Raw genomic sequence first — 11,927 nt, 5'->3', positions numbered from 1 at the left:
TTGGATAAACCGACCCCCTGGTCAGATGGTGTTGTGTTCAGTCAGCGTCGGGCTCAGGCATTGACCCTGGCCAGGCGGGAGTCACGCTGAAAGCAGTTGACCAGCAGCAGGAAGGTGATCACCCCGACGGTCCCGAGCACCAGCCAGGGCAGCCAGGGTTGCCCCTGGACGTTGGCGTAGTCGTGCAATGCGCCGCCGCTGACATAGCCGGTCATGCCGCCGAGCGCCAGCCCCAGCCGGCTGAAACCCATGTAGCTGCCCCGGGCCCCCGGTTGTGCGAGCTTGGTCATCAGCGTCTCCCGCGCCGGCTCGGCGATGACGATGCCGAGATAGAAGCAGGCCAGCAACATGAAGACGGCGGGCAGGGTAGTGGCGAAGGCCACCAGTCCGATGCCGGCTGTCATCAGCAGCACCCCGGCCATCAGGCGGTTCTCCAGCTTGAAGTGGCGCTCGCCATAGCGGGCCAGCGGATAGAGCAGGGTCAGGGAGATGGCGGTCTCCAGGGTGTACATCCAGCCCACCGCCGTGGTGCTGCCTGCCATCTGCTTGACCAGGATGGGGAAGATCAACATCACCTGCACCCAGAGCGCGTAGTAGCCGCTCAGGATCAGCACCAGTCGGCAGAAGGCCTTGTCCGCCAGCACCTGGCCGAGGCCGGCCCGGATCGGGGTGGGCCGCACCGAGAGCTTGTAGGCGGGCAGGATCAGCAGGTTGCACAGGGCCGCGCAGACAAACAGACCAGCCCCCAGCAGGCAGACATACTCGAAATCGAAGTTCAGCAGCCAGCTGCCGAGCAGGGCACCTGCCACGGCACCGGCACTCTCCAGCATCATCAGCAATGAGATGTAGCGACCCCGCTCCCGGGGACGGGTGAATTTGATCACCAGGGCCGCGCGGGGAGGGTCGAACAGGCAGCCACCCAGCCCCGAGATGATGCAGGAGAGAATGAGGTCGAGTCCGCTCTGGGCATAGGCCAGGCTGGCAAAGCCGGCGGCTCGCAGCAGCATGCCGCAGACGATGAGGGGGCGAGCGCCAAATTTGTCGGCGAGTGAGCCACCGAAGACTCCCAGCCCCTGCTGGGTCAGTTGCCGCAACCCCAGCGCCAGCCCGACCACGCCGGCGGCCCAGCCGAGCTGATCCACGAAGCGCAGGCTGATCATGGGCATGACCACGAAGAATCCCAGGATCACCAGGAGGGAATCCAATGCCAAAAACCACCGCCCCAACCGCCTCGCCCGCTCAACCATGACCCTTAGAACCTCTGCCGCATCGAAAATAGTGCTTATTGTGTGTGTTGCCTGAATGGCGCCGTCACCAAACAGAGCCAAGGGCGAAGAGAAGTCCCTGGCTCGGCGGCGCTCTGGCCATTTCATGACGATTGATACTGCTATTCTGGGAGGGAGCCAGATATAGTGGTAGCCGACAACTGGCTATATTTCATATTGGATTTTGTTATGGCTATGACCCTCGATGATCTGCAATTGCTGCTGGATGTGGCCAACCGTGGCAGCTTCAGCAAGGTGGCCGCCATTCGCGGCTGGTCCCAGCCCATGGTCAGCCAGCGGATCGCCGTGCTGGAGCAGGAGCTGGGACAGCCCCTGTTTCGCCGTCATCGACGGGGTGCCACCCCCACGCCGGCCTGCGAGCAGTTCCTGCCCGCCGCCAGCGCCGCATTAAGTGCATTGGAAGGTGGCCGACTGGCGATGCAGGGAGCGCCCGCCCTGCCGCGCATCCGGCTCGCCTGCCTGCCTTCTTTGACCACTGTCGTCTTCGGTCCGCTGCTGCTGGCCCTGGTGGACGAGGCGTTCGAGATCCGCTGCAACACGGATCACTCTGGCGTCATCATGCAGGAGCTGCTGACCGGGGAGACAGACGTCGGCTTCATCTTGAAATGCCCCGCCATCGCCGGCATCCAGCTCGAGCTGCTCTATCGTTCCCCCATCATCGCCGTGGCGAGCGCCGGCCATCCGCTGGCGGGCAAGCAGGGGCTGACCCTGCAGGATATCGCCAACGAGCGGCTGGCACCCCAGCAGTGGGGCACCGGCTGTGACGAGCTGATCCTGCAACTGCGGCTGCTGCGCCAGGTGGCGAGCCCGCTGCACGCCATCCAGCCCGCCAGTGCGGCGCGGGAGCTGGCGCTGGAGCACGGCTTCATCACCCTGATGCCGGCGCTGGCCATCAGCCGGGATCTGGAGTTCGGCCGCCTGGTGCAGCTGGATGTGGTGGATCTGCCGCCGGATCACTGGGACGTGATGATGGCCTGGCGCAGCGGCAAGCGGCCGAATCGGGAGAAGGAGCGGGTGCTGGAGGCCGCCCGTACCCTGGCAAGGCGTTGGGCGGGGCGCTGAGCATAGGCTGATCGCCAAAAGAAAAGCGCCGGACAAGTCCGGCGCCTGGGTCAGTTGTTCCCTTGATACGGGATCAATGGCTGGCTTTCAGGGTCACCCCCGAGAAGGCGCTGTAGGCGCTGAGCTGCACGTGCCAGGTGCCCGCCTTGGGGGCATTCAGGGTGCAGGTCTCGGCGTTGCCACTCTTGTAGGGGCGGCAGTCATAGCTGGTGCTGGTCGGGGCCGAGCCGAACTTCACATAGAGATCCGCATCCCCGGTGCCACCACTGCTGGCGACAACCAGCTGGCTCTTGCCGGCGGGCACCTCTATGGTGTAACTCACCTTGCCACCCTTGGCGGCAGACAGACCGGTCACCGGTACCCCGTTTTGCAGCACGCTGCCGGGTTGCGGCGTGGTGCTGCAGGAGGCGTTGACCCCGACCGTGGTGAAGGCCGCCGCCACATCGGTCAGGCTGTAGCCCAGATCCGTGGCCGCCTTGGTCACGCCGCAGGCGCCCTGATCGTAGGTGGTGTTGGCACCCCAGTAGAGGCGGTTGGCCAGCACGAACACCTCGAACGCCTTGCGGGTGTTCCAGCCGCTGGTGTTGGCCAGCAGGTAGAAGGCGCGGTTGTAGACCCCTGAGCTGTGGTGCACGTCGATGCCGTCATAGTAATCGCTGGCATGGCCGATGGACTTGCCATCCCGGGTCGGATCCTCGAAGTAGCGCAGCGAGCCGTTGCCCTTGAAGATCTGGGCCCCCACCAGCCAGTCGTTGCTGCCCTTCATGAAGTTCTCGGCCGCTTCCCCCGCCATGTCGGAGAAGGCCTCGTTGATGCCGCCGGACTGACCGGAGTAGACCAGCCCCGAGTTCTGCTCGGTGAAGCCGTGGCTCACTTCGTGGGCGGCCACGTCCAGGCTCACCAGGGGATAGAAGGTGGTGGCACCGTCGCCGAAGGTCATCTGGCTGCCGTCCCAGAAGGCGTTCTCATAATTGCGGCTGTAGTGCACCCGCATCTTGAGCTTGAAGCTCAGCGGCGCCGTGTTGTACCAGTTGCGATACATGTCGAACACCACGTTGCCGAAGTAGTGGGCATCGTTGAGGGGGGAATAGGCGCCGTTGATCTCCTTGACCGTGTTCTCCGGGCAGGTGAACTGGTGCACGGCGCCCCCCGAGGTGGCGTGGTTCAGGTTGATGGTATCCACGTTGGCGCTGCTCATGCGGCAGCTGTCGTCCACCTGCAGCGGACCGTAGTCGGCGCCGTAGAAGTATTTGCCGGTCTTGGTGTTGCCGCCGGGACCGGTGGCATCCTTGTGGTTGATCCCTTCCCAGCGCTTGAGCTCGCTGCCGCTCTGGGCATCGATCACCACGAAGGGGCGGCTCGGCTCATCGCTCGCCGCGAGCCAGGAGACCAGATAGACTAGGCGGGCCTGACCGGCCTCATCCTGCATCACGAACAACTTGACCCGCTCGTTGCTGCCCTTGGCACCGGCACGGGCCTTGCTCGCGGCATCAGCCGGCGTGAGGGTGGCGGTGGGGCTGCTCAGATCGGCGTCTATCTGGCGCAGGATCTGGCCGGAGACCTGGCTTATCTGACCACCGAGGGATTGCTCGGCGACCAGCACCTGGCCCCAGACCGGGATGCCGTGCCAGGTCTGCTCATAGCGCACTCGCTGCTGGCCGTTGGGCAGCTTGACGACCCGCACCTGGCGGTATTCCCCGTCCCCGGCCAGGGCACCGACACCGGCGGCGCCGCTCGGTACTCCCTGGATGCCGGCAACCTGATTCACTTCCACCTGTTCTGCCGCCATGGCGGCACTTCCCCAGCAGGCCAGTACCACGGCCAAATAAACTTTGTTCATCTCGTCTTTCCTTAAGTCGATGAAGATTGCATTCCGGGTCTCTTTGCCCGGCGTTCCTACACTAGTGGGCCGGTTTGAAATTGCGCCCTGTTAGTTGTGACAGGGCAGCATAAAGGGGTAGCAGGAATGTCTGTTGCCATCCGTACTGGCTATTTTGTTGCTGATATCTGGTTTTTTGCTCTGCAAAAGAGCGGCAATGACAAGGGCGCCAATTCCATATCCAGATGGATATGTCCATATGGGGGTTGCCTGTGGCGTTCCCTTGCTGAAAGTCCTTGGCAGACAATGGGTTGATTGACTACATTGGCCCTCATGACGGCTCATGGGGAGCGGTGAGGGAGGAGGATGCATGTTTTCATGGCAACTGGATGATGAGCTGGCGCTCCTGTTCCTGCAGCCCGACATGGCCAGCGAGCTGTTCGGCCTCTGCCAGCGCAATCGCGACTACCTGACCCAGTGGCTGCCCTGGGTGCCCTATATCCAGCAGCCGGCCGACACCGCCACCTTCATCCGTCACGCCATCGAGAAGTTCGCCCGCGGCGAGGGGCTCACCACAGCCATCGAGTATCAGGGGGAGGTGGTGGGGGTCATCGGTTACAACCAGATCGATCAGGCGCTCGGCAAGGTCACCATCGGCTACTGGCTGGCGGAGCGCTGGCAGGGCAACGGCATCATCACCCGGGCCTGCCAGGCGATGATCCACCACGCCTTCGAGGAGATGGGGATGGAGAAGGTAGAGATCAGCGCCGCCACCGAGAACGATGCCAGCCGGGCGGTGTGCGAGCGACTAGGGATGGAGCAGGAGGGGATCATCCGCCGTGCCGAGCGATTGGCGGATCGGGTGGTGGATCACGTCCACTATGGTCTCTTGCGGGACGATTGGCTGCGCCAGCGGGAGCACGCATGACGCTGCCCGTCATCAAGACGCCCCGCACCCGGCTGACCGTGCTGACCCCGGAGCGGGCCGATCTGATGCTGGATTTCTATCTGCGCAACCGCGAGCACCTGCGAGCCTGGGAGCCAGCGCGGGACGAGAGCTTCTACACCCTGGATCACTGGCGCCAGCGCCTGCGGGACGGCTACAGCCAGTTCTTCGACGGCAGCGCTTTGCAACTGGTGGCGCTCGACCCCAAGGGGGAGCGAGTGCTCGCCACCTGCAACTTTACTCACATCATGATGGGCATGTTCAAGGCGTGCCACCTCGGCTATGCGGTGGACAGGGAGCACGAGGGGCAGGGGCTGATGCAGGAGGTTGTGACCGCCGGCATCGAGCATCTGTTTCGCGAGATGGGCCTGCACCGCATCATGGCGAGTTATATGCCTGCGAATGAGCGCAGCGGCGCCCTGCTCGCGCGACTCGGCTTCGAGCGGGAGGGCTATGCCCGGGATTATTTGATGATCAACGGTCGCTGGGAGGATCACATCCTCACGGCGCTGATCAACCCCGCCGTCTGAGTCGGTTTTACTCCGTATCATGGCGAGTTACATGCCAGCGAATGAGCGCAGCGGCGCCCTGCTCGCGCGGCTCGGTTTCGAGTGGGAGGGCTATGCCAGTGATTATCTTCAACGGCCGTTGGGAGGATCACATCCCCACCGCGCTGATCAGCCCCACCATCTGAGCGTAAAAATGGTCCCGGGCCGCGGCTTTTTCGGGATCGGGCACACTATCTGTGCGCCGCTCATACCCCTGACTCCAAAAGCGTGTAAAATTGCGCCCTGAATTTTCCCGGCCAGCAGCAGCTGGCCGCGACTCCATACTTGCAAGGCTGACATTGTGACTGAAGTAGACAGATTCGCGGACATTCGCCCCTATCGCGATGACGAAGTGCCGGCAGCCATCGAGCGACTGATCCAGGATGATGAGTTTATCGGTGCCATCGCCAAATACCGTTTCGGCTCCCTGATGAGCTGGCTGGGCTGGGCCATCCGCCCGCTGATCCGCCAGTTCCTGCGCCACAAATGGGCCAAGGTCACCACGGTGCGCCAGGTGCAGCTGGGGGTGACCCAGTACATGAGCCGCATGATTGCGACCTCCACCCAGGGGGTGACCTTCTCCGGTCTCGAGCACCTGAAGAAGGAGCAGGGTTATCTGTTCGTCTCCAACCACAGGGACATTGCCATGGATCCGGCGTTCGTCAACTGGGGGCTGCACACCCACGGCTTCGACACCGTGCGCATCGCCATCGGTGACAACCTGCTGCGCAAGCCCTGCGCCACCGAGCTGATGAAGCTCAACAAGAGCTTCATCGTCAAGCGCTCCGCCAAGGGGCCGAGGGAGATGATGAAGACCCTAGGCGAGCTGTCGGCCTACATCGGCCAGTCGGTGCACGAGGGGCACTCCATCTGGATCGCCCAGAAGGAAGGCCGGGCGAAAGACGGGGACGACAAGACGGATCCCGCCATCCTCAAGATGTTCTACGTGGACGGCAAGAAGCAGAAGATCGAGTTCGTCGACTACATGCGCAGCCTCAACATAGTGCCGGTCAGCATCAGCTACGAGCTGGATCCCACCGACAAGGCCAAGGCGCGTGAGCTGTACGAGAAGTCCGTCAACGGCAGCTATGAGAAGGGCGAGTTCGAGGACATCGAGAGCATAGTCGCCGGCATCGTCGGCCAGAAGGGGCGGGTACACGTCTCCTTCGGCGCCCCCATCACCGAAGGTTTCGGCGATCCGGACGAGCTCGCCGCCCTGATCGACAAGGCGATCTGGGGCAGCTATCGACTCTTCCCCGGCAACTATCTGGCAGCCGACGTGCCTGGCAAGGCCAGCACCATCGAACAGACCGCCTTCCTGACCCGTCAGTCAGAGGTGCCAGAAGAGTACAAACACATCTGGCGTCAGATGTATGCGAAGCCGGTCGAGAATGCCAAAAAGGCTTGAATGAGGCTGGTTTGACAGAAAAAACGGGAGCAGATGCTCCCGTTTTTGCGTCTGGTCAAAGTCGGGGGCAATTCGCTAGTGAATAATATTGTTTCAGCTGGTACGATCATCTGGCGAGTGAGCGGTTATTTCTTGGCAAACGGCGAAACACTGTGCAACAGTGATCCGGCGCCCATTTGATGAAGATGCTCCTCTAGGTCTGCACGGATAGCAGACGGCGCTGGACAGGGACCTTTGACGGGTCCTTTTTTATTGGCAGGCGAAGATAGACGGCGAATACACCTAAGGATACGCATCGATGATCACCGGCAGTCTGGATACCTTGCAACGCACTCCCTTGCCCGCCCCCCTGGCCCGCATCATGGCGGAGGTGGTGAAGAGCGTCCCGCACTGGCTGGATGCCCCCCTCGGCAAGACCGAGGTCGACGGCATGCGGCTGTTCTGCCTGGTGAGCGAGGAGCTGACCGAGCCGCTTGATGCACGCCGCGGCGAGTTTCACGAGCAGTATCTGGACATCCAGTTGCTGCTGCGCGGCGAGGAGTGGATCGGCGTCGGACCCCATGCCTATGAGCGCGAAGGGGCGAATCATCCCCATCCCGATCTCTGGTTCGTCGACGACGAACAGACCAGTTATCTGGCGTTGCAGCCCGGCCACTTCGCCATCTTCTGGCCGGGAGAACTGCATCGCCCTCTCTGTACCCTGACCATCCCTGGCCCGGTGAAGAAGTTGGTGGTCAAGGTTCATAAAGACCTGCTGGCCGGCCTCTAGCCGCCAGTCGCGGGTACCAAGATGCCCGCCTGTGATAAGGCCGCTGTTGTCAGCGGTGACTTATGTAGCCCGTCATGAGTGCAACGCGCCCTTGGCCTGCACCGAACGAATTGAAAAATTGGACGCACTTTCCTGCGACCATAAGCCCCCGGCAGGGGAATCCCATCCATGTTGGATGACACGACACTGTCGGCATCAAGCCGAAGCACAGGAAGATGTAGAACATGAGCAAGTTGGTATTGATCCTTAACTGCGGTAGCTCTTCCCTGAAATTTGCCGTTATGGACGCCGAAACGGGCGAGGACATGCTGTCCGGCCTGGCCGAATGTTTCAATCTGGATGATGCACGTATCAAGTGGAAACTCCACGGGGTCAAGGGTGAAGCCATGTTGGGAGCGGGTGCCGCTCACCAGGAAGCCCTCGACCATATCGTGGGCCAGATCCTGCCCCAGGATCCCAGCCTTGCCGAGCAGCTGGTCGCCATCGGCCACCGCATCGTGCACGGCGGCGAGCAGTTCTCCCGCTCCGTGCGCATCGATGACGGCGTGATCGCCGGTATCGAGGCCGCCATCCCGTTCGCCCCCCTGCACAACCCGGCCCACCTCATCGGCATCCGCGCCGCCTTGAAGGTGTTCCCGGCCCTGGCCGAGAAGAACGTGGCCGTGTTCGACACCGCCTTCCACCAGACCCTGCCGCAAGAGGCCTACCTCTATGCGCTGCCCTACAAGCTGTATGAAGAGCACGGCATCCGTCGCTACGGCGCCCACGGCACCTCCCACCGCTTCATCGCGGAAGAGACCGCCAAGGCGCTCGGCAAGCCGCTGTCCGAGCTCAACATGATCAACTGCCACCTGGGCAACGGCGCCTCCGTCTGTGCCATCCGGGGCGGTGAGTCCGTCGACACCTCCATGGGGCTGACCCCGCTGGAAGGGCTGGCCATGGGTACCCGCAGCGGTGACATCGATCCGGCCATCGTGTTCTTCATGCACGACAACCTGGGTTACAGCGTGGATCAGATCAACCACTGCCTGACCCGCGAATCCGGTCTGCTGGGCATGACGGAGGCGAGCAGCGACTGCCGCTACGTCACCTCCAACTACGCCACCGATGCAGGTGCCAAGCGCGCGCTGGACGTGTTCACCTACCGGGTGGCCAAGTACGTCGGTGCCTATGCCGCCGCCATGGACGGTCGTCTGGATGCCTTGGTGTTCACCGGCGGCATCGGCGAAAACGCCGCCATGGTGCGCGAGATGGTGCTGGCCCGCCTGGCCCTGTTCGGCTTCAAGGTGGATAAAGACGCGAACAACGCCGCCGTGCTGGGTGGGGAAGGCCGCATCACCACAGCCGACAGCCCGCTGGCACTGGTGATGCCCACCAACGAAGAGCTGGTCATCGCCCGCGATGCCCTGGCACTGGTCGGCTGATGCCAACCTGCTGAATCACAACGCCCGGCCCGTGCCGGGCGTTGTCGTTTTCGGCACAGCCTGAGTGGTTTGTCATTTGACATGACGGACGAGACAAGTACCCTGACAGGCCGTTTCATGGTGTGGAGGTAGGGATGAAAGAGAGTTTTTTTCGCTGGTTGACTGAGATGGGGGTCGAGGTCACCAACCTGATGGCCCTGGTGATCGCCCTCGGATTCATCCTGATGACGTCCCTGATGCTGCATCTGGTGCTGCACCGGGTGCTGCTGGTGCGCCTGGTGGGCCTGCTCGGCAAGGCCAAGCAGATGTGGCTGCCGCCCCAGCTGCAGAAGCGGCTGTTCCACCGCCTCGCCTTCGTGTTGCAGGGGGCCGTGCTGCTCGGTCAGGCCGAGATCTGGCTGCCCCGCAACTCCGACAGCCTGATGCTGATCGAGATGGTGACCCAGCTCTGGATTTTGTTGTTCCTGCTGCTCTCCCTGTTCGCCCTGCTCGACTGCATGCTTTCCCTCAGCCGCAACACCCGGCTCGGGCGAGACTTGCCCCTGCGCGGCATCTTCCAGGGGGTGAAACTGGTGGGCAGCATCCTGGTGGGCATCCTGATGATCGCCCTGCTGCTCGGCAAGTCCCCGCTCATCCTGTTCAGCGGCCTGGGGGCCATGACGGCGGTCTTGATGTTGGTGTTCAAGGACCCCATCCTCGGCCTGGTCGCCGGTATCCAGCTCTCCGCCAACCGTATGCTGAGCGTCGGTGACTGGCTGCAGATGGACAAGTACGGCGCCGATGGGGAGGTGACCGATATCGGCCTCACCACGGTCAAGGTGTCGAACTGGGACAAGACCATCACCACCATCCCCACCTATGCGCTGATCTCGGATTCGTTCAAGAACTGGCAAGGGATGACGGAGTCCGGCGGTCGGCGCATCAAGCGCAGCGTCAACATCGACATGACCAGCGTGCGCTTCCTGACGGCGGAAGAGCAGGTGGCCCTCAAGCAGGCCAAGCTGCTGGCCCCTTATTTGAGTCGCAAGGAGCAGGAGCTCAGTAGCTATAACCAGCAGCTGAGCGAGGCGATCAACTGCCCCATCAACGGTCGCCACCTCACCAACCTGGGCACCCTGCGCGCCTACCTGGATGCCTATCTGCGGGCCAACACCAGCATCCGCAAGGACATGACCCTGATGGTGCGCCAGCTGGCCCCCACCAGCGAGGGGATCCCACTCGAGATCTACTGCTTCACGGCGACCACAGCCTGGGCCGAGTACGAAGGGATCCAGGCAGATATTTTCGACCATATCTTCGCCATTATCGGGCAGTTTCATCTGCGTTTGCACCAATCTCCAACAGGTTATGACATGCGGGCCTGGCAGCGAGGTGCGGTCAGCAACGGCTAGGGGTAACGGCTCTGGGTCAGCGCTTAATATCCGCGCATTTGCCGGTTGAATTTTTACCCGCAGAGGAGAAAAATGGCCGCCTTCTCTTCGCCCGGGGATGGGACTCCACCCCCGGTCGGGCTCAGAGCCTTGCATCACCCCATTTATCACAGGAAAGTTATGAAGCTCCTCCACAACACTGCGGCTGCACTGTGCTGCAGCCTGATCCTGACCGCCATGCCTGCCCTCGCCGTCGAATATGCCCTGCCTGCGGCCAATAGCCGCCTGGTGGGGGAGAACACGGAATACGTGGTGCCGGCAGAAGAGGCGGGTCAGCCGCTGGAAGCGGTCGCCGCCAAGTTCCAGCTCGGTTTGACCAACATGCTGGAGGCGAACCCCAAGGCGGATCCCCTGCTGCTACAGGCCGGTGAGAAGCTCATCGTGCCGCACCAGCTGATCCTGCCGGATGCCCCGCGCGAGGGAATTGTGCTGAACGTGGCCGAGATGCGCCTCTACTACTACCCCAAGGGCAAGAAGGTGGTGGAAGTGCTGCCCATCGGCATCGGTCAGCTCGGCACCGATACCCCGGAGAACTGGGTGACCAGCGTGCAACGCAAGAAGGCGGGTCCGACCTGGACCCCGACCGCCAAGATGCACGCCGAGTACGCCGCCCGTGGCGAGACCCTGCCTGCGGTCTGGCCGGCCGGTCCGGACAACCCCATGGGGCTGTTCGCGCTCTACATCGGCAAGATGTACGCCATCCACGGCACCAATGCCCAGTTCGGCATCGGCCTGCGGGTGAGCCACGGCTGCGTGCGCCTGCGTAACGACGACATCGAGTACCTGTTCAAGCAGGTCCCGGTCGGTACCCGCGTCCAGTTCATCAACCAGCCGATCAAGGCCTCGGTCGAACCGGATGGCAGCCGCTACCTGGAAGTGCACCAGCCTCTCTCCCGCAGCGAGGAGGAGTTCAACTCCAGCCTGCCGGCCCCCCTGCCCATGACCCCGGCGGTGACCCGCTTCCTGGCCCACGCCGACAGCGATTCCCAGCTGGTGAAGCAGGCCCTGGAACAGCGCAGCGGCATGCCGATCGCCATCAATCGCTGATCCCGGCATCCAGCAGTAAAAAAAGCCTCGGCCCCGGCCGGGGCTTTTTTCTGGGGGCGAGAAAGGCGCCGGTCAGGATAAGTCGTTGCTGCTGTGGCATAATATCCGGCTAATTCATCTTTGAGTGGTTACTTACTTAGCAACGAAACGTTTTCGTTGTGTTTTTTATTTGTTAAAAACAGTTGAGC

The 11,927-nt window shown here is 62.5% G+C and carries 10 protein-coding genes and 1 pseudogene; 9 read left to right on the top strand and 2 right to left on the bottom strand.

All coding sequences use genetic code 11. The annotated features are described in order from the left end of the window. Nucleotides 1-53: 53 nt before the first annotated feature. Nucleotides 54-1,247: a multidrug efflux MFS transporter MdtH gene (gene mdtH / locus ACT5M9_RS07565; protein ID WP_457980634.1), complete on the bottom strand. Its 1,194-nt coding sequence runs from the start codon at nucleotides 1,245-1,247 to the stop codon at nucleotides 54-56. Between the two features lie 207 nt (nucleotides 1,248-1,454). Here mdtH and ACT5M9_RS07560 point away from each other — a divergent pair, with 207 nt between their 5' ends. Continuing rightward, complete coding sequence (locus ACT5M9_RS07560) at nucleotides 1,455-2,348, top strand: LysR family transcriptional regulator (protein ID WP_438551783.1); 894 nt, start codon at nucleotides 1,455-1,457, stop codon at nucleotides 2,346-2,348. 73 nt (nucleotides 2,349-2,421) lie between these two features. On the opposite strand, the gene ACT5M9_RS07555 is transcribed toward ACT5M9_RS07560, so the two are convergent. Next, nucleotides 2,422-4,188, bottom strand: coding sequence for a M4 family metallopeptidase (locus ACT5M9_RS07555; protein WP_457980636.1), 1,767 nt, complete (start codon nucleotides 4,186-4,188; stop codon nucleotides 2,422-2,424). A 349-nt stretch (nucleotides 4,189-4,537) separates the two neighbouring features. Here ACT5M9_RS07555 and ACT5M9_RS07550 point away from each other — a divergent pair, with 349 nt between their 5' ends. From ACT5M9_RS07550 to ACT5M9_RS07515, 8 genes and pseudogenes are all read left to right on the top strand, one after another. After that, nucleotides 4,538-5,095, top strand: a complete 558-nt coding sequence (locus ACT5M9_RS07550) for a GNAT family N-acetyltransferase (protein ID WP_457980637.1) — start codon at nucleotides 4,538-4,540, stop codon at nucleotides 5,093-5,095. Beyond that, complete coding sequence (locus ACT5M9_RS07545) at nucleotides 5,092-5,643, top strand: GNAT family N-acetyltransferase (protein ID WP_457980638.1); 552 nt, start codon at nucleotides 5,092-5,094, stop codon at nucleotides 5,641-5,643. Before ACT5M9_RS07550 ends, ACT5M9_RS07545 begins: the two co-directional genes overlap by 4 nt. Then, nucleotides 5,642-5,807: pseudogene (locus tag ACT5M9_RS07540) on the top strand (GNAT family N-acetyltransferase); the annotation flags it as partial. The gene ACT5M9_RS07545 and the pseudogene ACT5M9_RS07540, both read left to right, overlap by 2 nt. 155 nt (nucleotides 5,808-5,962) lie before the next feature. Next, complete coding sequence (locus tag ACT5M9_RS07535) at nucleotides 5,963-7,069, top strand: 1-acyl-sn-glycerol-3-phosphate acyltransferase (RefSeq protein WP_457980640.1); 1,107 nt, start codon at nucleotides 5,963-5,965, stop codon at nucleotides 7,067-7,069. Nucleotides 7,070-7,367: 298 nt separating this feature from the next. Next, nucleotides 7,368-7,838 carry a NanQ anomerase/TabA/YiaL family protein gene (locus ACT5M9_RS07530; RefSeq protein WP_457980641.1) on the top strand — a complete coding sequence of 157 codons (471 nt, stop codon included), beginning with the start codon at nucleotides 7,368-7,370 and terminating at the stop codon, nucleotides 7,836-7,838. A 224-nt stretch (nucleotides 7,839-8,062) separates the two neighbouring features. Beyond that, nucleotides 8,063-9,262, top strand: coding sequence for an acetate kinase (locus ACT5M9_RS07525; RefSeq protein WP_457980642.1), 1,200 nt, complete (start codon nucleotides 8,063-8,065; stop codon nucleotides 9,260-9,262). 134 nt (nucleotides 9,263-9,396) lie between these two features. After that, a complete protein-coding gene (locus tag ACT5M9_RS07520) occupies nucleotides 9,397-10,653 on the top strand; it encodes a mechanosensitive ion channel family protein (protein ID WP_438551790.1) in 1,257 nt (418 codons plus the stop codon). A 159-nt stretch (nucleotides 10,654-10,812) separates the two neighbouring features. Continuing rightward, nucleotides 10,813-11,739, top strand: coding sequence for a L,D-transpeptidase family protein (locus ACT5M9_RS07515; protein WP_457980644.1), 927 nt, complete (start codon nucleotides 10,813-10,815; stop codon nucleotides 11,737-11,739). The last annotated feature ends 188 nt before the right edge of the window (nucleotides 11,740-11,927 follow it).

This window comes from Aeromonas sp. AE23HZ002T15 (assembly GCF_054165525.2).
Note: the sequence above shows the minus strand (reverse complement) of the source record. Positions and strands in the feature narration are given on the sequence as shown.

Excerpts from the sequence above, each read along its gene's own strand:
- mdtH (WP_457980634.1), bottom strand. The coding sequence starts at position 1,247 with ATGGTTGAGCGGGCGAGGCGGTTGGGGCGGTGGTTTTTGGCATTGGAT.
- ACT5M9_RS07560 (WP_438551783.1), top strand. The coding sequence starts at position 1,455 with ATGGCTATGACCCTCGATGATCTGCAATTGCTGCTGGATGTGGCCAAC.
- ACT5M9_RS07555 (WP_457980636.1), bottom strand. The coding sequence starts at position 4,188 with ATGAACAAAGTTTATTTGGCCGTGGTACTGGCCTGCTGGGGAAGTGCC.
- ACT5M9_RS07550 (WP_457980637.1), top strand. The coding sequence starts at position 4,538 with ATGTTTTCATGGCAACTGGATGATGAGCTGGCGCTCCTGTTCCTGCAG.
- ACT5M9_RS07545 (WP_457980638.1), top strand. The coding sequence starts at position 5,092 with ATGACGCTGCCCGTCATCAAGACGCCCCGCACCCGGCTGACCGTGCTG.
- ACT5M9_RS07530 (WP_457980641.1), top strand. The coding sequence starts at position 7,368 with ATGATCACCGGCAGTCTGGATACCTTGCAACGCACTCCCTTGCCCGCC.
- ACT5M9_RS07525 (WP_457980642.1), top strand. The coding sequence starts at position 8,063 with ATGAGCAAGTTGGTATTGATCCTTAACTGCGGTAGCTCTTCCCTGAAA.
- ACT5M9_RS07520 (WP_438551790.1), top strand. The coding sequence starts at position 9,397 with ATGAAAGAGAGTTTTTTTCGCTGGTTGACTGAGATGGGGGTCGAGGTC.
- ACT5M9_RS07515 (WP_457980644.1), top strand. The coding sequence starts at position 10,813 with ATGAAGCTCCTCCACAACACTGCGGCTGCACTGTGCTGCAGCCTGATC.